The organism is Streptomyces sp. V1I1 (assembly GCF_030817355.1).
GTDB lineage: Bacteria > Actinomycetota > Actinomycetes > Streptomycetales > Streptomycetaceae > Streptomyces.
Genome location: NZ_JAUSZH010000001.1, coordinates 7,149,060 through 7,169,781, shown reverse-complemented (window position 1 = coordinate 7,169,781; position 20,722 = coordinate 7,149,060). Strand labels below are relative to the sequence as shown.

Below are 20,722 nucleotides of genomic sequence, written 5' to 3'. Positions count from 1 at the left end.
CGCGGCTCAGCTCTCCTCCAACTCCGCGAGCGCCAGCAGCTGTTCGGGCGTGACGCCGTCCGGAATCGGCACGGGAGCGGGCGAACGCAGCGGGGGCTGCCAGCCGCGGACCGGATCCCAGCTCCGTACGACCCGGGCCGGGGCCCCGGCCACCACCGAGTGGTCGGGGACCTCTCCCCGTACGACCGCGCCCGCGGCGACCACCACATTGCGGCCGAGGCGCGCGCCGGGCAGGACCACCGCGCCGGTGCCCAGCCAGCATCCAGGCCCGATCATCACCGGTTCGGTACGCGGCCACTGCTTGCCGACCGGCTGGTGGGGGTCGTCGTAGCTGTGATTGGTCGAGGTGATGTAGACGTACGGACCGCAGTACGTGTCCGAGCCGATGGTCACCCTAGTGTCGGCGATGACATGGCTGCCGCGGCCGAGGACCACGCCGTTGCCCAGCGTCAGGATCGGGTCGGGTCCCAGGTCCAGGCCCGGCATCATCCCTGCGGTGAGCGTGACCTGCTCGCCGATGATGCAGTGGTCGCCGAGCTCGATCCACGCATCGCCGAAGACGGTGCCCTGCGGGAAGGCGAGCCGGGTGCCGGAGCCGAGCCGGCGGAAACCCAGCCGTCCCGGGTGCTCGGCGGTGACAGCACCCGCCTCCTGCACCCAGCGCCAGCCGCGGTGGACGGCGCGTGCGAGGACGCGGCGCCGCCAGGCGGCGAGCGATGAGAACGTGTTTCTGTTCTTCGGCACCCGCACACGGTAGTCGGCCGGACCTGGCCCGATCACAGCGGTGCGCTGTGATGTTCGCCCCACCAAGCCGACGCCGTGTACCACGGCGGACCGCCGGGGGACTGCGCGTTCGAGCCCAAGTCCCCCGTTCTGTGGGCAGTCGAAGCACTCCCGTCTCACCAGCATCACCGCGTGGCTAGCATATGCGCCACATACATGCGGAAGATCACCGTCAACTTGGTGCCCTACGGCCGTATGTGCGGCCGATGCACGCCCGTCGGCCTGTCTGTTTCCCGCACTCGAGCAGCAAGGGATCGCGGAATGTCAGTGCCAGTCGCCCCGAAACCGCACCGGATACGCACGGCCGCCTGGCTCTGTCTGGCCGTCGCCGTCGGGGCCACCGCACTCTCCGCCCGGCGACTGCGTGGCGCATTGGCCGTGGTGCACGGTGAACTGCGTTCGTTGCAGAACCAGTTGGCGCAGGCGGCCGACGATCTGGACCGGCTGGCGACGACCCCCTCCGGCTCCGGCACTGCGATCCCGTCGCAGGGCGGCCCCCAGGTGGCCACGCCGGGCGGTCTGCCGGTCCGGCCGCCGGGGCGCACCATGGCCGCCGCCGACCGCGGCCGCACCGGGCCCACCGCGCCGGACAAGGGCCACGACTCGCCCGGACGCGACGCCGGTGCGCAGTTCGGCGCCTTCCACCGCTCACTCAAGGCCCCGGCGGATCCGTCCGGGACGCCCGCGGAGCAGTAACGCGATCCACCCCGTCCGGCGCCCGGGGCACTGGCGCCCATCCCCCGTACGAGAACGTAAGACAGGAGGCACGGGCCGGTGACCGGATTGCAGGGCAGCACCCGCCCCAGGCACACGATGCAGACCACTGACAACAGCCTCAACTGGCTCCTGGAAAGTTTGTTGGAACGCACCCCGGGGACCCAACACGCCCTGGTGGTCTCGCGCGACGGGCTGAAGCTCTGCTGGAGCCGGCATCTGACACTCGACCAGGCCGATCAGCTCGCCGCGATCTGCTCGGGCATCCAGGCGCTCGCCCAGGGAGCCTCGGTCGAGTTCGGCAACGGCAACGGCGGCGTACGGCATTCCATGACCGAGTTCTACGGCGGACTGCTGTTCGTCGTGGAGGCGGGAGACGGCGCGCATCTGGCCGTCGTGGCCGAGGACGGCGCCGATCCGGGCGTGGTCGGCCACCGGATGACCGAATTGGTCGAGCAGATGGGCGAACATCCGCGGGCCGAGCCTCCGCTGCCGTCCCAGGTCGAGGTCCCGGCCCCCTCAAGCGGTAACGGGCAAAGCCCTCAAGGGTATTGACCGACGGGGGACCGTGCCCGGGGCCGGGTCTCCCCTTGCCGCAACGAGGGCAGCCACCTAGGTGGGGTTGTGGCGCACACTCGCCCGGCATTCCGGCAACCCGGGCACAGCACCGAACGCGGGCACTCCGGCTGCCGCGATCAGACGCGGCAACGGTGCATTCCGCTTTTCGGTGCCTGGAAGCTAAGCCCGGGCGCAGACACGCGCCTATCCGTGGAGGCGATCTACGGATACGTAAATAAATCAGCCGGGGCGGGTGTTCCAGGTCCGGCTCAGCTGCTGCCGGGACTGCGATTCGAGCTTCCGCCTGGCCCGGGACACGTGCTGTTCGACCGTACGCGGCGACAGGTGCAGGGTGGCGGCGATCTCCCGGTTTGTGAGCCCCGCGTTGGCCAGGTCGATGACCTCCTGTTCGCGGGGGGAGAGCTGGTCCCCGTAGCTCGGGCGGCCGCGACGGCGCTGTTCGGTCGCGGGCTGGTGGGCACGGAGTGTGGCCCGCACCCGCGCGGCGTCCCAACCCGCGCCCACTTCCGTCAGTTGCTGCACACAGGAGGCGAGGTCTTCGACGGCGCCGGCCGCGGCCTCGGCGTCCGCGCCCGACTCCAGCGTGCACTGGGCGGCCGCCTCGGTGGTGAGGATCACCGCGTACGGCCGGGGCATCTCGGCGTACACGGCCGCCGCCCGGCGGAAGTGGGGTATCGCCAGGGCCTGTTCGCCGGCCGTCTGCGCCAGGACACCGCGGCACCAGTGGAGTGCGGCGGCGGCCGACGGGACGACGTTTCCCTTCAGCCCGGTCTCGAACTCGGCGACCATGTCCTGGGCCGCTTCCTGGCGGCCTGCCCGGGCTGTCGCCTCGACTGCCCAGGGCGCGAGCTCCGCCGCCCACACCCAGACGCCTTTGTCGCGCACCCTGTCCCACGCCGCGGCCGCCTCGGACGCCGCCGTGTCGACGTCGCCACGGGCCAGGGCGGTCCGGATCAACGCACCGGCGGCCGCCGCCACATGCGGCAGCGGCGAGCCGACGGGCAGCGGATGCCCGTCGCCCGACAGCCAGGCCGCCATCTGCTGCCATTCGCCCTGGGCCAGGGCGAGCATGCCGAGGACGACCCGGGCGTCGGCGGCGGGTCCCGGCATGACGCCGGTCTCGGAGACGAAGGCCCGGGCCCGCCCGGACAGTCCCGTCCACCGGCCGGTGAACCAGTCCAGCAGCAGGCCGCTGCCACGCCCGTCCTGCTCGACGTAGGAGGCTCCGCTGCGGGCCGCCAGATCCAGCCCTTCCTCCAGCAGATCCCCGACGCGCTGCGGATGCCCCAGCCACAGGGCGGCGTCCGCGCCGTTCACCAGACCCCGGGCCACATGCGGTAGCCGCTCGGTGTGGTCGGTATCGGTGTCCGTGTCGGTGCGCAGCCGTTCCAGCACGTCCCATGCCGTGGGGTCCCCGGTCTCCAGCAGCACGGCGATGGTGTTGGCCGCGACCGCCGTTCGCACTTCGGCGTCGTCGCTGTGGGCAGCCAGCTTCTGGACCTTCTCCAGCCAGTGCAGGTTGCGTTCCAGCGGGACCGGGGACATGACGGGCATGGCGAGCGCCGACATCGCTCGCGCGGCGAGCGCCGGCCGTTCCGCCAGCTCGCCGACCGCCTGCTCCAGTTCCACCCAGCCCTGCAGGCCCATTCCCGCCTGGTTGTAAAGGACCAGCCCCAGGTCGAGCCGGATCTGGCCGCGTACGGCAGGAGGCAGGGACTGCTCGTCGAGGATCTGCCGCAGGACCTGCACCGTCTGGTCGGTGTGCAGCCCCAGCACCGCGCTGTGTGCAAGCAGCGGCGCGAGCCGGGCCCGCATCTCCCGGGGGACCGCGTGGTGGGAGAGCGCGTGCTCCAGCAGGTCGATCGCCGTCTGATGCTCACCGGCCTCGGCGCACTCCCGCGCGGCCCGCTCGACCGCGCTCAGCCAGCCGCGCAGCCGCCCGCCGCGGTGCCGGTGTTCCGCGAGCCGAGTCCACGACACCGGTTGCCGCTGCGCCAGCACGTCGGCCGCCCGGCGGTGCATCTCTTGCCGCAGAGGCCCCGGCATTTCCTCGTAGACGGCCGCGCCCGCCAGCGGCGAGGGGAAGCCGTACACGTCCCGGCCGGTCTCCTGGAGTACGGCTCTGCGCAGGGCCGCGACGAGTGCCTGCCGACCGGTTTCGGCGGGCAGCGCGCCCACCGCGTACAGATCCTCGGCGCTGCTGGGCTCGTCCAGCACCGCCGCGGCCCGGACGACGGCCCGGTGCTCCTCCGGCAGCGCGGCTAGGCGGCCGAGGACCAGCTCGGCCAGCCGTACGGGCGTCCCCGTGGCGTCCACGTCCTTGGCGGTGTACCGCTCCTTCGGTCCGCACACGTCCTCCAGCTGGCGCACCAGGTCGACGACTACCTGGGGCACGCCGGCCGAGCGCTCATGGATGCGGGCGACCAGTTCCGGCGGACAGCTCTCGGCGCCGAGCCGTTCCTCGACCATCAGGCGCACCTGTTCGGCGTCGAGCGGCATGAGACGTATTCGCAACAGCGACAGCCGGGCGGGATAGGTCACTGCCCGGCCGAGGACCAGTCCGGGCTCGGCCAGTTCCTCGGGCCGGTAGGCCAGTACGGCAGCGAGCCCGGTGGGCGGCCGCTCCAGCACTCGTCGCAGCAGCTCCTGGCCGCCCCGGTCGGCGCGGTGCACGTCTTCGGCGATCAGCAGGACTGGACCGTCGGATTCCAGCAGCGGCACCAGGTCCTTGGCGAGCGCGGCGGCGTCCGGGTAGAGGCGCGGCGGCAGTGGAAGCGGCCCGTGGCGCGCTCGCCCGGCGGCCTGGCCACTGCCCGCATCCGATCGCGCCGAGCGGACAGCGTGGTGGGCGAGTGCGACGCCGGACGCGGTGAAGGTCAGGACGACGCGTGGTCGCGGGCCGGTCTCCGCGGCCTCGAGCAGCCGGTCGACCAGTCGGCTCTTGCCGACTCCGGCCGATCCCTCGATCAGCAGCAGTGCCGGTTGCCGGGTGGGATGGGCGAGCGTCTGTTTCAGCCACCGCTCCCAGGCCTCGTCACTGAGCGTGCTCACCGGCTCACTCTCCTCGACATTTCCGGTCATTTCATTTCTTTACGTATCCGTACTTCAGTCTCCCCAATTGCGCGAGTACGCGGCGACCATGAGCGTAGAGCTGCCGCTCGGGCATCCCCTGGGCAAAAAAGGAGCCGACGTGATCGCATCAGAGGAGTCCTCCCACCCTCCGTCTTCCGGCCTTGTGCCGCATGGCGGAATCTCGGGTCTGGCCCAGTGTGCGATGTCGGCGACACCAGAAGCGGTGCGCATGCTGAGACATTTCGCCCGCGCCGCGGCGCACCGCTGGCGGCTGGCCGACGACTTCCACGAGGCGCTGTCGGTGATCGTCACCGAGCTGGTCAGCAATGTGGTGCTGCACAGCGGCAGCCCGTGGGTCGCGGTGGCCATCAAGGTCCGCGGCAATACGCTGACGACCCAGGTCAGGGACGGCGGGCGGTGGAAGCACCGCCCGGTGCGGCGTCAGGAGCCGCTGGACGCGCATGCCGACTGCGGTCATGGGCTGGGGCTGGTGGAGTCCTTCGCGACACGGATCACCACACGCCGTCTGGACGCCGGCAGCGTGGTGGTGGCGGAGATCGTCATGCCCGCCCGGTACGGCGGGCCTTCGGTTTAGCCGCGAGGGGCCGGGGTCAGGTCCCCGGCGCTCAGTCCGTCTCGGACGCCTCGCGGTGGCCCTTGGCCAGCACCAGATACATCGCGGCGTTGAGCTTGATCCCCTCGCGCTCTTCCTCGGTCAGCTGGCGCTTGACCTTGGCGGGCACGCCCGCGACCAGGGAGCCGGGCGGGACGCGCATCCCCTGGGGTACGAGCGCCTGCGCCGCGATCAGCGAGCCGGCGCCGATGTGCGCGCCGTTGAGGACGGTCGCCCCCATGCCGACAAGTACGTCGTCCTCGACGGTGCAACCGTGCAGCACGGCGTTGTGGCCGACCGAGACACGCTCGCCCACAGTGACTGGGAAGCCCGGGTCAACATGCACCGTGCAGTTGTCCTGGATGTTGGTGTCGGCGCCGAGGACGATGGGACCGCAGTCCGCGCGCAGCACGGTGTGATACCAGACGCTGGAGCCCGCGGCCATGGTGACCTCACCGATCACGACGGACGTGGGAGCGGTGAAGGCGTCCGGCGCGATGCTCGGCTCCTTGCCGCCCACCCCCGCGATCAGCGCCTGACCTGCCATCGCCTTCTCCTCGTTCATGGACACGTTCATGGACTCAGGGGCCGGTTCATCTCGGACCGCTCAGTCGGCGGCGGGCACGGGCTCCGGTTCGGCCACGGCAGGGCGGGCCTCCACCTGCGCGGCCGCCTTCTTGGCGCGGCTCTTGAGCACCAGCATCGAGGTGAGTCCGATCAGCACGGCGAGGACCAGTCCCAGCCAGGAGAACCGCTTGAGCCAGGCCTCGGCGACCACGCCGACGGAGTAGATGACGGCGGTCGTGCCGCCGGCCCAGAGGATCCCGCCGAAGACATTGGCGATGAGGAACTTCCAGTACGGCATCCGCAGCACGCCCGCGAGCGGCCCGGCGAAGATACGCAGCAGGGCGACGAAGCGGCCGAAGAAAACGGCCCACATGCCCCACTTCTCGAACGACCGCTCCGCCATGGCGATCTGCGCGTCGCCGAAGTGCTTGGGGAACTTCCCACCGAGCCAGGTCAGCAGTGGGCGCCCGCCCTTGCGGCCGATGGCGTACCCGATCGAGTCGCCGATGATCGCACCGGCGATCGCGCAGGCGCCGAGGATGTACGGATTGATGTCCCCGTGCTGTGAGGCCAGCAGCGCCGAGCTGACAAGGACGATCTCGCCCGGCAGCGGGATGCCGAGGCTCTCGAGCCCGATGACCACCCCCACCAGGAGGTAGATGCTGACCGCAGGGACGGTCTCGAGCCACTCCTGGACGTGCAACGCCGGCTCCTCCCGAGTTCACTGGGCCTGTGCTGCCCGGCGTACGCCCCTCGTCGGCGCACGCCGGGCAGCCTACCTGGTCAGCGATGGACCAGTCCCTAGGGCCTCAGGCGTTCGGGCGCAGCGTCCACACGATCGTCATCTCGCCGGTCACCGCGCCGTCCGCGCGCTGAATGGCGATCTCCACCGGGAACTCCGGGCGCTCGCCCGCGTCCAGCTCCGCGACCACGTCCGCGATGGGACGGCCCAGGGTGGCGGTCGCCGTGACGACGCCCATCGCCAGCTTCTTGTAGCCGATTTCCGCCTTGACGGCGAGCGGCACGGCGCGCGTCATCTGGTCGCCGAAGGCGGCGATGACGATCGCGCCGCTCGCGGACTCGGCGAGCGTGAACATCGCCCCGGCGTGCGGTCCGCCGACGTGGTTGTGGAAGTCGGGCTGGTCCGGCAGGCGGACGACAGCACGCTCGGCGGTGGTCTCCACGAACTCCAGGTTGAGGGTCCGGGCCATGGGGACGGTGGCGGCGAGCATCTCGCCGACGGACATCTGATCAGCGCTCATGGATGGAATGTTACCCACGAGTAGCGCTGTTGGCCATCCCCTGGTCGGGGGCGGCCGTAGCCCCCGTGACGCGGCACCTCTATCGTTACCCGCCATGTGGCCAGGACAGCAGCCGCCCGGGGGCGAGCAGAACCCGCAGGACCAGAACCCGTACCAGCAGCCGGGGTACCAACAGCCGAATCCGTACCAGCAGCCCGGCTACCAGCAGCCCGGGCACCAGCAGCCCGGGCACCAGCAGCCGGGCTACCAGCAGCAGCCCAACCCGTACCAGCAGCCGACTGTGCAGCAGTACGGCGTGCCCGGGCAGCCGCCCGGTGGGCCCCAGCCGCCGCAGGACAACAAGAAGAAGACGACCATCGTCGCGATCGTCGCGGCCACGGCGGTCGTAGCGGCTGCGGTGGTCACGGGCGTCATCGTGCTGAAGGACGACAACAAGGGCACCGAGGACGAGGGCAGCAAGGTCAGCTCCTCGAAGACGCCCGCGACGGACAAGCCCAGCCAGGCTCCCGCGTCGCCGACCGAGAACCCCCGCGGCGGCGATGAGGGCAAGCCGACCATCGCGGGCTGGAAGGTCGTCACCAACCCGAAGCACGGCACGCAGTTCGACGTCCCGTCCTCCTGGGAGGTGGCCGGTTCGAGCATCAGCACCTTCTTCGAGGACGAGAAGAAGGGCGACGGCTCGCCGGTCGTCGTCATGTCGGCTCCGGCCCACTACAAGTCCGAGTGGTGCACGTTCGACACCGACAAGGACGGCAAGCTCGAGACGTGGGGCCAGAGCTCGGTCGGCACCAAGGGCGGTAAGGGCGCCACCGACAGTGCCACGGCCGCCTACAACGAGGCCGGCAACTGGGTGTGGGCGGGCTACGCGCAGACCGAGCCCAAGGGCACGGTCAAGATCACCAAGGCCAAGCCGTACACCACCAAGTCCGGCCTCAGCGGAAGTGTCGCGACGGCCACCGCGCTCGGTGTCAAGAAGGAGAACAAGTGCGAGACCGACGGCAAGTCGATCGCCTTCACCTTCAAGGACAGCAAGGGTGACTTCAAGAGCTGGGTCCTGTACGCCAACACCGGCGTCAAGGACGAGGTCCCGGACGCGACCATCGCGCAGATCCTGAGCACGGTTCGGCTGGCGGGCACGCCCACCGGCTAATCCGTTTGGCACGACGGTCCGGCAGCGGGGATAGTCCCGAGGTGACCACTCCCGCCGCCGGATTCCGCCGCCGTGCGCGCCGCCCCGAATGGGCCGGACGCAACTACACCCTGCTGACCGCCGCCGCGATCGTCACCGGCCTGGGCACCCATGGTGCGCTGATCGCGGCGGCGTTCGCGGTTCTGCAGTCCGGCGGGGACGGCGGCGACGTGGGTCTGGTCGCGGCGGCCCGCACCCTCCCCCTCGTGCTCTTTCTGCTGATCGGCGGCGCGATCGCCGACCGGGTGCCGCGGCACCGCGTGATGGTCGCCGCCAACGCGCTCAACTGCGTATCGCAGGCGGTCTTCGCCGTGCTCGTCCTGGCCGGCGATCCGCAGCTGTGGCAGATGATGCTGCTGACCGCGCTCTGCGGCACCGGCCAGGCGTTCTTCAACCCGGCCGCCGAGGGCATGCTGATGTCCAGCGTCAGCGGCGAACAGGCCGGCCGGGCCTTCGCGTTGTTCCGTATGGCCATGCATGGCGCGGCCATCGGCGGTGCCGCGCTCGGCGGCGCGCTGATCGCGGCGGTCGGTCCGGGGTGGGTGCTGGCCGTGGACGCAGCGGCATTCGCGGTCGCGGGCGCGCTGCGTGCATTCCTCGACGTCAGCCATATCGGCCCGCGCCGGCCCGGCGGCGGGCTGCTGGCCGATCTGCGGGACGGCTGGAAGGAGTTCAGCAGCCGGCCGTGGCTGTGGGGCATCGTCGCCCAGTTCTCGGTGGTCGTCGCCGTCGTCGGGGCTGCCGAGTCGGTTTACGGGCCGCTGGTCGCCCGGGACGAGCTCGGCGGCGCGGGCCCCTGGGGCGTTGCGCTCGCCGCGTTCGGCGTGGGCACCCTCGGCGGGGCGCTGCTGATGATGCGCTGGAAGCCCCGTCGGATGTTGCTCGCCGGGACGCTGTGCGTGTTCCCGCTGGCCGCGCCGTCGGCCGCGCTCGCCGTACCGCTGCCAGTCGCGGGACTCGCGGCGGTGATGCTTCTCAGCGGTGTGGCGATCGAGGTGTTCGGGGTCGCGTGGATGACGGCGCTGCACCAGGAGATCCCGGAGGCCATGCTCTCCCGGGTCTCCGCGTACGACTGGTTCGGCTCCGTGGCCATGCTGCCGCTGGCCACCGCGCTCGCCGGTCCCGCGGAGAGCCTGTTGGGGCGGCGCGAGTCGCTGTGGGGGTGCGCGGCGCTGGTGGTGCTGGTCACCGCCGCGGTGCTGTTCGTGCCGGATGTACGGAATCTGACCCGCCGTACCAAGGAGGTCGCGGTGGGCACTGCCGTACCGCCCTCAGCCGACGCTGAAAGCGCCGTCGGGCGGATCGGGTGACGCCACCGCGTCCGCGTCCCGTACCGCCGTCGCGTCGCCGATGAGCCGGGTCAGCGAGGGGCCGTGTTCGACCCGCGCCGGGAAGGCGTCGGCGGCGGTGCGGCGGGCCAGGGCGGCCGTGTCGATGGGGATGTGCGAGGCGAGCAGCAGGGCGTTGCCGAAGCGCCGGCCGCGCAGCACGGCAGGTTCGGCGATCAGCTCGAGCTCGCCGAACACCGCGGCGAACGTGGCCAGTTGGGAGCGGAGGAAGGCGAAGGGCGCGCCGTCGGCGAGGTTGGCCGCGTAGATCCCGCCGGGGCGCAGGACGCGCTCCGCCGCCCGTGCGTACTCGACCGAGGTGAGATGGGCCGGTACCCGCGAGCCGCCGAAGACGTCCGCGATCAGTACGTCCGCCGAGTCCGCGGGGGCCGCTTCGACCCAGGCGCGGGCATCCGCGCCGTGCACCTCGATGCCCGATCCCGCGGGCAGCGGCAGATGCTCGGCGACGAGCTCCAGCAGTCCGCGGTCCGCCTCCACCACGTCCTGGCGCGAGCCGGGCCGGGTCGCGGCCACATAGCGGGGCAGGGTCAGCGCACCGCCGCCGAGGTGGAGCAGATCGAGCGGTACGCCCTCGTCCGCGGCGCAGTCGACGACATGGGCGAGGCGCTGCGCGTACTCGAACTCCAGATGGGTGGGCGCGTCCAGGTCGACGTACGACTGGGGTGCGCCGTCCACCGTCAGCAGCCAGGCCCGCTCCCGGTCGACGTCGGGCATCAGCTTGGCGGTGCCGCCGTCGACGTCACGCAGGACGGGGATCTGCTCGTTCACCGTCTCATTGTGCCCGGACATGTGCCCCGGCCGGCCTCCCGTGAGGTGCGGGAGGCCTGCCGGGGCCGGATCAGACCAGTGCGGTGACCGTGCCGGCGCCGACCGTGCGGCCGCCCTCGCGGATCGCGAAGCCGAGGCCGGGCTCCAGCGGGATGTCACGTCCCAGCTCGACGGTCATGGTGACCGTGTCGCCGGGCCGCGCGACCGCCGACTCACCGAGGTCGATGTCGCCGACGACGTCCGCGGTGCGGATGTAGAACTGCGGCCGGTAGCCGGTGGAGACCGGGGTGGTGCGGCCGCCCTCGCGGCCCGAGAGTACGTACACCTGCGCGGTGAAGCGCCGGCTTGGTACGACGCTGCCGGGCGCCGCCACCACATGCCCTCGGCGGACCGCGTCGCGCGCCATGCCACGCAGCAGCAGGGCGACGTTGTCCCCGGCCTCCGCGGACTCCATCGGCTTGCCGAAGGTCTCCAGTCCCGTGACCACCGTTTCGGTGTCGGCCCCGAGGACCTGCACCCGGTCGCCCACGCGGACGGTGCCGCGCTCGACGGCGCCGGTGACGACCGTGCCGCGCCCGGTGATGGTGAGGACGTTCTCCACCGGGAGCAGGAACGGCGCGTCCGTGTACCTGACGGGCATCGGCACATACGTGTCGACAGCGTCGAGCAGCGCCTCGACGGCCCCGGCCCAGCGTGGGTGGCCCTCCAGCGCTTTGAGTCCGGACACCCGGACGACCGGCGCGGCGTCGCCGCCGTACCCATGGGCCGTCAGCAGCTCGCGGACCTCCAGCTCCACCAGGTCGGTGAGCTCGTCGTCGCCCGCGTCCGCCTTGTTGAGCGCGACGACGATGTGGTCGACGCCCACCTGGCGGGCGAGCAGGACGTGCTCGGCGGTCTGCGGCATGACCCCGTCGAGCGCGGAGACGACGAGGATCGCCCCGTCGAGCTGGGCGGCTCCGGTGACCATGTTCTTGATGTAGTCGGCATGGCCGGGCATGTCCACATGGGCGTAGTGCCGGGTGTCGGTCTCGTACTCGACGTGCGCGATGTTGATGGTGATGCCCCGCTGCGCCTCCTCGGGCGCCCGGTCGATCCGGTCGAACGGCACGAACGTGCCGGTCCCGCGCTCGCTGAGGACCTTGGTGATGGCGGCGGTGAGAGTGGTCTTGCCGTGGTCGACGTGGCCCATGGTGCCGATGTTGAGGTGCGGCTTGGTGCGCACGTATGCCGTCTTGGGCATGGCTGTTTCCCTCGGATTTCCTCGGAACTCGAAGCGTGATGGGGACCCCTGGGCCTTGCCGACCCTCCCCCTGTGGGGTCCGCCGGACGATCCGGGAAGGGTCAGCTTCGGGCGCCGCCGAAGGGCGCTGCGGCAGCGGCTGCGGCCGCTGCGGGGAATGCGGCAGCCTTCGGCGCGTCCGCGACTGCGGACGGCGCTGCGAGGAAGGCGTACCGGAACATGTCGTCGATATTCGCTCACGGCCCCGGCCGCGTCGAATGGTTTTCCTTGTACGGGAGTTCAGCAGGTCACAGATGTTTGGTGGCTTCTCGTACGGACAGCGGCGCGAGCCGGTCGCGGGCGCCGTCGACGAAGTCGCGCACCGCCTGCGGATCCGTCTTGGCGTACTCGCGCAGGCACCAGCCGATCGCCTTGCGGATGAAGAAGTCGGAGTGGTCGGCGCGGCGCAGGCAGTAGGAGAAGAGCCGGTCGGCGTCGGTCGCGTCCTTGTAGCGCAGCTGGTGGAGCAGCGCGGTGCGCGCGACCCACAGATTGTCGTCGTCGATCCAGGCGTCCATGTCGGACTTCAGCTTGGGATCGGCACTCACCAGCGGGCCGACGACGTGCGAGGCGAGCGCGTCGACGGTGTCCCACCAGGGGACGGTGACGACGAGCCGGCGGACTGTCGGCAGGAAGACGGAGGAGCAGCGCCCCACATGGCGGCGCAGGTAGTCGACGGCGAAGTAGTGGTACTCCCGCTCGGGCAGCTCCCAGCAGCGCAGGGCGATGGCCGTGCAGTCGGCCTCGTCGGGCCGCGGCGTTCCTTCGACGACGGTGCGGGACAGGGCGCGGCGATCGGGTGTGTAGAGACCGAGGAAGGGCGCGATGCCCTTCATGTACGCGGCGGCCCCCGCGGCCCGGGTCGCGTCCGCGCCGGTCGGGTACACGGCGGTGAGCCTCTCCATGACGGTGTCGGCGAGATCGCTCTGCGGGACGGCGCGGGTCATGGCGCTCACATTACGGCGATCACATCCCTTTGTCGGTTAGTCTCCCCGGATGCTCGACCCCGTCCCCAGGCCGGCATCAGGCCTCGCCGTCCGCTGCACCCGCGCGCTGTTCTCGCCGTGGTCGCGGCTGTCGCTGCTCGTGGCCATGCTGGCCGCGGCGGCCGTGACGGTGGTGCTGTACGAGCCGCAGCAGCTGCTGTCGGCAGGCTGGCCGCCGCAGCTGAGCGGCGCCGCGGCGGTGGTGATGTTCGGCGTCGCGTACGGGGCGTGCACGGCGGCCTTCGTACCGCGACCGCTGCTCAATCTGGCGGCGGGCGCGCTCTTCGGCTCGCAGGCCGGCCTGGTCTCGGCGCTCGCCGGCACGGTGCTGGGCGCGGGCATCTCCTTCACGCTCGGCCGGCTGCTGGGGCAGGACGCGCTGCGGCCGCTGCTGCGGGGCCGCTGGCTGAAGGCGGCCGACACCCAGCTGAGCAGGCACGGCTTCCGCTCGATGCTGGCGCTGCGGCTCTTTCCGGGGGTGCCGTTCGCCGCGGCCAACTACTGCGCCGCCGTCTCCCGTATGGGCTATGTGCCCTTCCTGCTGGCGACGGGACTCGGCTCGATCCCGAACACGGCCGCGTACGTCGTCGCGGGCAGCCGGGCGGGCTCCCCGACCTCTCCGGCGTTTCTGATCGCGATGGGTTTCATCGTGGTGACCGGTCTTGCCGCGGGCGTGATCGCCTGGCGCAAGCGGCACCGGCTGCGGGGGCACTGACTCCCCTGCGCCGTGCGCCTACGGCCATTGCGCCTCCCCTCCCAGGTCGAACTGTCGTACGGGAAATAGCCCCTTGTTCCCCGTGACGAGGCGGTGATCAGGTGCGTTCTCCGACCGTTGGTCCGCACCCACCCGACAGGAGCGCCCATGGCCGAGCGCAGCACTCATGCCACTGAAACACCGAGCGAACAGCCCTCCGAGTCCGAGCAGTTACTCTTCGGCGGACCACTGCGCTACGACATGGGCTGGAACAAGCACGAAGAGGCCTTCCTCCAGCTGAACCTACGGTCCATGGTGACCCGGCTGCCCCATCTGGTGGCCACCACAGCCCAGTTGGCGTGGGAGGCGGACAAGGGGGCGCTGCGTCTGGTGGCGTTCGCCGAGATCGGCCGCGGCGTCTGCCAGGCGGTCGGGCTCATCGCCGTGAACCGCGTCCTCGCCCATCTATTGGGCACCGGCAGCACCGCCGACCGGCTCACCGAAGCCGCTCCGGCACTCGCCGTGGCAGGAGCGGCGGCTCTGGTCGGCGCGGTGCTGCGGGCCCAGTCCACCGCCGGCACCGGGCAGTTGGAGCCGAAGGTGGAGCGGGTGGCCACCGAGCGGTATCTGAAGCACACCGCCAATGTCGAGCTCGAGGCCGTCGAGGACGAGGAGTTCCACAAACTCCTCGACAGCGCCTCGTACGGTGCGGGTTCGGCCCGCCGCATGGTGAAGTACTGCACCAACGTCATCAACGCCCTGCTGTCGCTGGTCGCCGCGGCCGGCGTTCTCGCCGTACTCCATCCCGTGCTGCTGCCGCTGCTCGTGGTCATGACGCTGCCCAGCGCCTGGGCCGCGCTCTCCGTGGCACGGCGGCGCTATGTGTCCTTCCACGCCTGGGTGCAGCATTCGCGGGCCGGGCAGCTGATCAGCCAGCTGCTGATCACCACCGAGGCCGCTCCCGAGATCCGTGTCCACAACGTCGGCCCTTTTCTGCTCCACCACTTCCGGACCATGTCCCAGTCGCAGGAGGCGGAGCAGCACAGGCTGGCCCGGCTCGCCGCCCGTACGGGACTGATCGCCGCGGGCTGGACCGGGCTCGCGACGGCCGCCGCGTACGCCACGCTCGGCGGACTGCTCTGGACCGGGGCGATGGCCCTGTCCGTCGGCGGCACGGCCGTGCTCGCCATCCGCAGTGGATCCTCCAGCCTGCAGAACCTGGTGATGCAGGTGAACTTCATGCACGAGGAGAGCCTGTTCGTCGGCGACCTGCACCGGCTGTGCGCGGAGGCCGCCGACCGCGCGATCCCGGTGGGCGGGCTGCCGCTGCCCGCGGCCCCGGCCCGGATCACCTTCGAGGACGTCGTCTTCACCTATCGGGGCAAGGACAACAAGCGGGCCCTGGACGGCGCGAGCCTGACCTTCCCCACCGGCAAGATCATCGCGCTCGTCGGCGAGAACGGCAGCGGCAAGACCACCCTGGTCAAGCTCTTGTGCGGGCTCTACCGACCCGACTCGGGCCGCATTATGTGGGACGACGTGGACGCCGCCGACGCCGACCGGCAGCAGCTCGTCTCCCGCGTGGCCGTCGTCGGGCAGGACTTCTACCGCTGGCCCTTCACCGCCGCCGTCAACATCGGCATCGGACGTCCCGAAGCACCGCTCAGCCAGGAGCGGCTGGAGCGCGCCGTTCAGTACGCGGGGGCCGACGAGCTCATCGAGGAGCTGCCGCGCGGATGGCAGACGCTCCTCGCCCGCGGCTACAAGGGCGGCCATCAGCTCTCCGGCGGCCAGTGGCAGCGCCTGGGCCTGGGCCGCGCGCACTATCGGGCGGGGGAGATCCTCATCGTCGACGAGCCGACCTCCGCGCTCGACGCGAAGGCGGAGCAGCAGCTGTTCGAGCAGATCCGCCGGCTCGCCGACGCGGGCCAGACAGTCATCCTCATCACACACCGGCTCGGCTCGGTCCGGGCGGCGGACCTGATCCATGTGCTGGACCGCGGCCGGGTTGTGGAGAGCGGCACCTTCGCCGAGCTGCTCTCCGACGAGGTCGAAGGACCGAAGGTTTTCCGCGATCTGTACGGGATCCAGGCGGCGCAGTACGCGGTGGAGAGTCCCGCGCTGCCCACCCAGAAAAGGCGGCTGCCCGCGGATCAGAACACGGCGTCGGCCCCAACTGGCGATGCCGCGCAAGGCAGATCCCACGGGGGCTGACGAAGCCGCGACATCCGGGGACGCTACGCTTCCTCACAACTGGCGCATGATCGGGAACGCTACGCGCCGTCAGACCGTGATCATTTCTTGGGTGGCGTAGTTTTCCATGTCTTGGTTCGAATCATTCATCCTCGGGCTCGTCCAGGGGCTGACCGAATTCCTGCCCATCTCCTCCAGCGCGCATCTGCGGCTCACCGCCGCCTTCGCCGGCTGGCCCGACCCGGGCGCGGCGTTCACGGCGATCACGCAGATCGGCACGGAGACGGCTGTCCTGATCTACTTCCGCAAGGACATCGTCCGGATCGTCTCCGCCTGGTTCCGTTCCCTCACGAACAAGGCGCTGCGCAGCGACCACGACGCGCAGATGGGCTGGCTCGTGATCGTCGGTTCGATCCCGATCGGTGTGCTCGGCGTCACGTTCAAGGACCAGATCGAGGGCCCGTTCCGCGATCTGCGGCTGATCGCCACGACCCTGATCGTGATGGGCATCGTGCTCGGCATCGCCGACCGCCTTGCCGCCCGCGACGAGGCCGGCGGCAAGCACCGCGTGGTCAAGCAGCGCAAGACCCTCCAGGAGCTGGGTGTCCGGGACGGTCTGATCTACGGCGTCTGCCAGGCGATGGCCCTGATCCCCGGCGTCTCCCGCTCGGGCGCCACCATCAGCGGCGGTCTGCTGATGGGCTACACCCGTGAGGCGGCGGCCCGCTACTCGTTCCTGCTGGCGATCCCGGCCGTGCTCGCATCCGGCGTCTTCGAGCTGAAGGACGCGAGCGCGGGCGGGCATGTTGCCTGGCCGCAGACGATATTCGCGACCATCATCGCCTTCGCGGTGGGCTACGCGGTGATCGCCTGGTTCATGAAGTTCATCACTACGAAGAGCTTCATGCCGTTCGTGATCTACCGCATTCTGCTCGGAATCGTGCTGTTCATCCTGGTCGGAACGGATGCGCTGAGCCCGCACGCGGGTGAGTCGGCCGGCTGATCCCGTCTGTCGCGGTGGAGACGGCTGTCGTACCGAGGCCTTAGCCTGTCGCCATGTCGCCGTTTCCCCGCGAGTCAGAAACTGCACTGTCCGCCGCCGAGCTGAATGTCCGGATCCGTGAGCTCTGGGCGGACGGCGAACTGCCCGACGACCGGCGGCCGGAGTACGAGGCGCTGGTGTTGGAGTGGGCCGCGGCGACGCTCGAGGCCGTCGAGCGAGCGGCGTGAGCGCGGGCCGACCGCCCCGCGGAGCGCTCGGCTAGCCTGAGTGCACAATGAACCGTTTGACGACGTCATGGGGCGGGTTCGACCTCGCCCGCTTCCCCGACGACCCCAGCGACCCGCTCCGCGCCTGGGACGCCGCCGATGAGTACCTCCTCAGGCAGCTCAAGGGGGACGAGCCGCTCAAGGGGATCGAGGACGCCGGGCCCACGGATCTCTCCGGCACCGTGGTCGTCGTCGGCGACCGGTGGGGCGCCCTTGCCACCTCGCTCGCCGAGCACAGCCCCGTACAGATCACCGACTCCTTCCTCGGCCAGCAGGCGACCCGCGCGAATCTGGCGCGCAATGGCGTCGACGCGGACGCGGTGCGGCTGCTGTCGGTCAGGGACATGCCGCCGGAGCGCATCGACGTACTGCTGGTCCGGGTGCCCAAGAGCCTCGCGCTGCTGGAGGACCAGCTGCACCGCCTCGCGCCCGCCGTGCACGCGGACACCGTCGTCGTCGGCACCGGCATGGTCACCGAGATCCACACCTCCACGCTGAAGCTGTTCGAGCGGATCATCGGTGCGACCAGGACCACGCTGGCAGTGAAGAAGGCACGGCTGATCTTCTGTACGCCCGCCCCGGGGCTGGCCCGCACCGCCGGGCCCTGGCCGCTGCGGTACGCGCTGCCCGCCGATGCCGGGGCGCTCGCCGGCCGGACCGTGACCAATCACGCGGGCATCTTCTGCGCCGAGCGGCTCGACATCGGCACCAGGTTCTTCCTGCGCAATCTGCCGAAGCGCAGCGGCGCGGAGCGGGTCGTGGATCTGGGCTGCGGCAACGGCGTGATCGGCACGGCGGCCGCGCTGGCCAATCCGGAGGCCTCGGTGACGTTCATCGACGAGTCGTTCTCCGCGGTGGCGTCGGCCGAGGCCACATACCGCGACAACGTCGACTCGGACGCGAATCCCGAATTCCTGGTGGGCGACGGACTGTCCGGGGTGCCGGCCGACTCGGTCGACCTGATTCTGAACAACCCGCCGTTCCACTCGCACCAGGCGACGACGGACGCGACAGCCCGCCGGATGTTCGGCGGGGCGCGTCGCGCGCTGCGGTCCGGGGGCGAGCTGTGGGTGGTCGGCAACCGGCACCTCGGGTACCACGTCAAGCTCCGCCGCCTCTTCGGCAACTGCGAAGTCGTGGCCTCCGACCCGAAGTTCGTGGTCCTGCGGGCCGTCAAGAAGTAGCGGTCAGCGGGGCGCGCCGCCGCCTTGCCACTGCGCGTACGGAACACGGGAGATCTCGCGTACGTCGCCGAGCGTGCCCCATTCGTCCTTGCCCAGCCGGGTCAGCGGAGCCAGCTTCGTCACCTCGGGGTGCCCGTCAGCCATGACCTCCGGGGTGATCGCCGCATGCACCACCCGGCCGAAGACGACGGTCGAGTCGCCCAGCCGTACGGTGCTGTGCAGTTCGCACTCCAGGGCTACCGGCGATGCCGCGACGCGAGGCGGTTTCACACGCAGGCTCGCCTCGCGCTCCACGCCGACCGCGTCGAACTCGCTGATGCCGCGCGGGAAATCGGTGGCGGTCGCGTTGATCTGCTCGAAGAGCGCCTCCGGCGCAAAGTTGACCACGAAGGCGCCGGTGTCCTCGATGTTCCGCAGCGAGTCCTTGCGGCCGACGGAGGTGAACTGCACGACCGGCGGCGACACGCACGAGACCGTGAAGAAGGAGTGCGGGGCGAGATTGTCGGTGCCGTCGGCCGATGTGGTGGAGACCCAGGCGATGGGCCTCGGGACGACGGTGGCGGTCAGCAGCCGGTAGAAGGTGTCGCGGTCGCACTGGGCGGGGTCGTAGTCGATGCGCATGGGGGCAGTATGGCGGGTGACACGCAAGGTCAGCGGGTTCGCGCTCCGGCGGGCCCGTCCACGGCGGAGGAGAGCTGGGCAGATGACGTACGTCGCCGATGAGGGCCGGTACGCCGGCATGCGCTACCGCCGCTGCGGCAACAGCGGGGTCCGGCTGCCGGAGATCTCCCTGGGTCTGTGGCACAACTTCGGTGACACGAGTCCTCTGGAGACCCAACGGGCCGTGCTGCGCCGGGCGTTCGACCTCGGTGTGACGCACTTCGACCTGGCGAACAACTACGGCACGCCCTTCGGCACGGCCGAGGCGAACTTCGGCGTGCACTTCCGGGCCGACTTCCGCCCGTACCGCGACGAGCTGTTCATCGCCACGAAGGCCGGCAACGAGATGTGGGCGGGGCCGTACGGCGAGTGGGGTTCGCGCAAGCATCTGCTGGCGAGCCTCGACCAGTCGCTGCGCCGGCTCGGCGTGGAGTACGTCGATGTCTTCTACTCGCACCGGCCGGACCCCGACACTCCGCTCGAAGAGACGATGGGCGCGCTCGAGACCGCCGTACGCCAGGGAAAGGCGCTGTACGCCGGTCTCTCGAACTACAGCCCGGCCCGGACCGGGCAGGCCGCCGCGATCCTGACGGAGCTCGGCACTCCCCTGCTGGTCAATCAGCATCCGTACTCGCTGCTCGATCGCGGGATCGAGGACGGACTGCTGGCGGCCTCCGAGGCCGCGGGAGCGGGTCTCGTCGCCTTCTCGCCGCTCGCGCAGGGGCAGTTGACGGACCGCTACCTCACCGGGGTTCCTGCCAACTCGCGGATGGCGGCCGGACGCTATCTGACGCGCGACGTCCTGACCGACGAGCGGCGAGAACTGCTACGGGCCCTGGACGCGCTGGCCCGGGAGCGCGGCCAGACGCTCGCGCAGATGGCGCTTGCGTGGCTGCTGCGGGACAGCCGCGTCACCTCCGTACTCGTCGGCGCGAGCAGCGTCCGTCAGCTGGAACAGAATCTGGGGGCGCTCGACGCGCCCGGGTTCTCGGACGCCGAACTGACGGAGATCGACCGTTTGCTGACCAAGAGCGGGTGAAGAGCGGGTGACTGGCGTGCACAGCCCTTGGCGTCGGGCGCTCACTGCCCGAAACTGACCCGATGACGCAGCGCGTAGATCTCGCGACCGTGATGGACCGGCTGTCCATCGACGAATTGGTCACCAGTTACGCGGTGGCCGTGGACGATGCCGACTGGAGCGCCTACCGGGCGCTGTTCGCGCGGGAGGGGCGCGCCGACTACCGCAGCTCGGGAGGGATCGAGGGCCCGGCCGCCGAAGTCGCCGACTGGCTGGCTCAGACGCTGCGGCTCTTCCCGGTGCGACAGCACCTCATCGTCAACCGGCGGCTGCACATTCAGGACCTGGGCGGCTATCCGGGCGACCGTGCGGAGGTGCAGGCCGACTATGTGAACCCGATGCGTCTCGAGTCGGGGGACGACTTCTTCTCCGGCGGCCGGTACGCGTTCAGTCTGCTGCGTACGGACGCGGGCTGGCGGCTGCGGACCGTGGTGATCCACGAGAAGTGGCGGCGAGCCGCGGGGGCGCCGGACGGCGGCTGAC

21 protein-coding genes are annotated in these 20,722 nt (G+C 70.8%); 12 read left to right on the top strand and 9 right to left on the bottom strand.

Features of this window, described 5'->3' with window-relative positions; genetic code table 11:
- Positions 1–6: 6 nt before the first annotated feature.
- Positions 7–744 (bottom strand): acyltransferase, encoded by a 738-nt coding sequence (locus QFZ67_RS33610; RefSeq protein ID WP_307664796.1) that lies wholly within the window; start codon positions 742–744, stop codon positions 7–9.
- A 300-nt stretch (positions 745–1,044) separates the two neighbouring features.
- On the opposite strand from QFZ67_RS33610, the gene QFZ67_RS33605 reads away from it, so the two are divergent.
- Positions 1,045–1,479, top strand: a complete 435-nt coding sequence (locus QFZ67_RS33605; RefSeq protein ID WP_307664795.1) for a hypothetical protein — start codon at positions 1,045–1,047, stop codon at positions 1,477–1,479.
- 117 nt (positions 1,480–1,596) lie between these two features.
- On the top strand, positions 1,597–2,052 hold the full coding sequence (locus tag QFZ67_RS33600; RefSeq protein ID WP_307666070.1) for a roadblock/LC7 domain-containing protein: 456 nt from the start codon (positions 1,597–1,599) through the stop codon (positions 2,050–2,052).
- Positions 2,053–2,295: 243 nt separating this feature from the next.
- On the opposite strand, the gene QFZ67_RS33595 is transcribed toward QFZ67_RS33600, so the two are convergent.
- Positions 2,296–5,127, bottom strand: coding sequence for a LuxR C-terminal-related transcriptional regulator (locus QFZ67_RS33595; protein ID WP_307664794.1), 2,832 nt, complete (start codon positions 5,125–5,127; stop codon positions 2,296–2,298).
- 88 nt (positions 5,128–5,215) lie between these two features.
- On the opposite strand from QFZ67_RS33595, the gene QFZ67_RS33590 reads away from it, so the two are divergent.
- The gene (locus QFZ67_RS33590) at positions 5,216–5,743 is read left to right on the top strand and encodes an ATP-binding protein (protein WP_307666069.1); all 528 of its coding nucleotides are present in this window, start codon (positions 5,216–5,218) and stop codon (positions 5,741–5,743) included.
- A 31-nt stretch (positions 5,744–5,774) separates the two neighbouring features.
- Here the strand turns inward: QFZ67_RS33590 and QFZ67_RS33585 are convergent, their stop codons facing one another.
- From QFZ67_RS33585 to QFZ67_RS33575, 3 genes are all read right to left on the bottom strand, one after another.
- A complete protein-coding gene (locus tag QFZ67_RS33585; protein ID WP_307666068.1) occupies positions 5,775–6,308 on the bottom strand; it encodes a gamma carbonic anhydrase family protein in 534 nt (177 codons plus the stop codon).
- A 60-nt stretch (positions 6,309–6,368) separates the two neighbouring features.
- On the bottom strand, positions 6,369–7,031 hold the full coding sequence (locus QFZ67_RS33580; protein WP_307664793.1) for a DedA family protein: 663 nt from the start codon (positions 7,029–7,031) through the stop codon (positions 6,369–6,371).
- 106 nt (positions 7,032–7,137) lie between these two features.
- Positions 7,138–7,575, bottom strand: coding sequence for a DUF4442 domain-containing protein (locus QFZ67_RS33575; protein ID WP_307666067.1), 438 nt, complete (start codon positions 7,573–7,575; stop codon positions 7,138–7,140).
- Positions 7,576–7,684: 109 nt separating this feature from the next.
- Here QFZ67_RS33575 and QFZ67_RS33570 point away from each other — a divergent pair, with 109 nt between their 5' ends.
- Both QFZ67_RS33570 and QFZ67_RS33565 read left to right on the top strand, forming a co-directional pair.
- Positions 7,685–8,740 (top strand): hypothetical protein, encoded by a 1,056-nt coding sequence (locus QFZ67_RS33570; protein WP_307664792.1) that lies wholly within the window; start codon positions 7,685–7,687, stop codon positions 8,738–8,740.
- A gap of 41 nt (positions 8,741–8,781) precedes the next feature.
- On the top strand, positions 8,782–10,089 hold the full coding sequence (locus QFZ67_RS33565; protein ID WP_307664791.1) for an MFS transporter: 1,308 nt from the start codon (positions 8,782–8,784) through the stop codon (positions 10,087–10,089).
- Here QFZ67_RS33565 and QFZ67_RS33560 read toward each other — a convergent pair.
- The 3 genes from QFZ67_RS33560 to QFZ67_RS33550 all read right to left on the bottom strand — a co-directional run bounded on the left by QFZ67_RS33560 (position 10,051) and on the right by QFZ67_RS33550 (position 13,122).
- Positions 10,051–10,896 (bottom strand): spermidine synthase, encoded by an 846-nt coding sequence (locus QFZ67_RS33560; protein WP_307664790.1) that lies wholly within the window; start codon positions 10,894–10,896, stop codon positions 10,051–10,053. The genes QFZ67_RS33565 and QFZ67_RS33560 overlap by 39 nt on opposite strands.
- A 70-nt stretch (positions 10,897–10,966) precedes the next feature.
- The gene (tuf, locus tag QFZ67_RS33555) at positions 10,967–12,136 is read right to left on the bottom strand and encodes an elongation factor Tu (protein ID WP_307664789.1); all 1,170 of its coding nucleotides are present in this window, start codon (positions 12,134–12,136) and stop codon (positions 10,967–10,969) included.
- A gap of 287 nt (positions 12,137–12,423) precedes the next feature.
- Entirely contained in the window at positions 12,424–13,122 is a 699-nt protein-coding gene (locus tag QFZ67_RS33550) for a DNA alkylation repair protein (protein ID WP_307664788.1), read from the bottom strand.
- A gap of 49 nt (positions 13,123–13,171) precedes the next feature.
- On the opposite strand from QFZ67_RS33550, the gene QFZ67_RS33545 reads away from it, so the two are divergent.
- The 5 genes from QFZ67_RS33545 to QFZ67_RS33525 all read left to right on the top strand — a co-directional run bounded on the left by QFZ67_RS33545 (position 13,172) and on the right by QFZ67_RS33525 (position 18,501).
- Entirely contained in the window at positions 13,172–13,876 is a 705-nt protein-coding gene (locus QFZ67_RS33545; RefSeq protein WP_307664787.1) for a TVP38/TMEM64 family protein, read from the top strand.
- A gap of 147 nt (positions 13,877–14,023) precedes the next feature.
- A complete protein-coding gene (locus QFZ67_RS33540; RefSeq protein WP_307664786.1) occupies positions 14,024–16,069 on the top strand; it encodes an ABC transporter ATP-binding protein in 2,046 nt (681 codons plus the stop codon).
- 106 nt (positions 16,070–16,175) lie between these two features.
- Positions 16,176–17,051 (top strand): undecaprenyl-diphosphate phosphatase, encoded by an 876-nt coding sequence (locus tag QFZ67_RS33535; protein WP_307664785.1) that lies wholly within the window; start codon positions 16,176–16,178, stop codon positions 17,049–17,051.
- A gap of 53 nt (positions 17,052–17,104) precedes the next feature.
- Complete coding sequence (locus QFZ67_RS33530) at positions 17,105–17,278, top strand: hypothetical protein (RefSeq protein WP_307664784.1); 174 nt, start codon at positions 17,105–17,107, stop codon at positions 17,276–17,278.
- 47 nt (positions 17,279–17,325) lie between these two features.
- Entirely contained in the window at positions 17,326–18,501 is a 1,176-nt protein-coding gene (locus QFZ67_RS33525; protein ID WP_307664783.1) for a methyltransferase, read from the top strand.
- Between the two features lie 3 nt (positions 18,502–18,504).
- Here the strand turns inward: QFZ67_RS33525 and QFZ67_RS33520 are convergent, their stop codons facing one another.
- Positions 18,505–19,122 carry a flavin reductase family protein gene (locus QFZ67_RS33520; protein ID WP_307664782.1) on the bottom strand — a complete coding sequence of 206 codons (618 nt, stop codon included), beginning with the start codon at positions 19,120–19,122 and terminating at the stop codon, positions 18,505–18,507.
- Positions 19,123–19,204: 82 nt separating this feature from the next.
- On the opposite strand from QFZ67_RS33520, the gene QFZ67_RS33515 reads away from it, so the two are divergent.
- Both QFZ67_RS33515 and QFZ67_RS33510 read left to right on the top strand, forming a co-directional pair.
- Positions 19,205–20,200 (top strand): aldo/keto reductase, encoded by a 996-nt coding sequence (locus QFZ67_RS33515; RefSeq protein ID WP_307664781.1) that lies wholly within the window; start codon positions 19,205–19,207, stop codon positions 20,198–20,200.
- Positions 20,201–20,262: 62 nt separating this feature from the next.
- On the top strand, positions 20,263–20,721 hold the full coding sequence (locus QFZ67_RS33510; RefSeq protein ID WP_307664780.1) for a nuclear transport factor 2 family protein: 459 nt from the start codon (positions 20,263–20,265) through the stop codon (positions 20,719–20,721).
- Position 20,722: the final 1 nt, after the last annotated feature.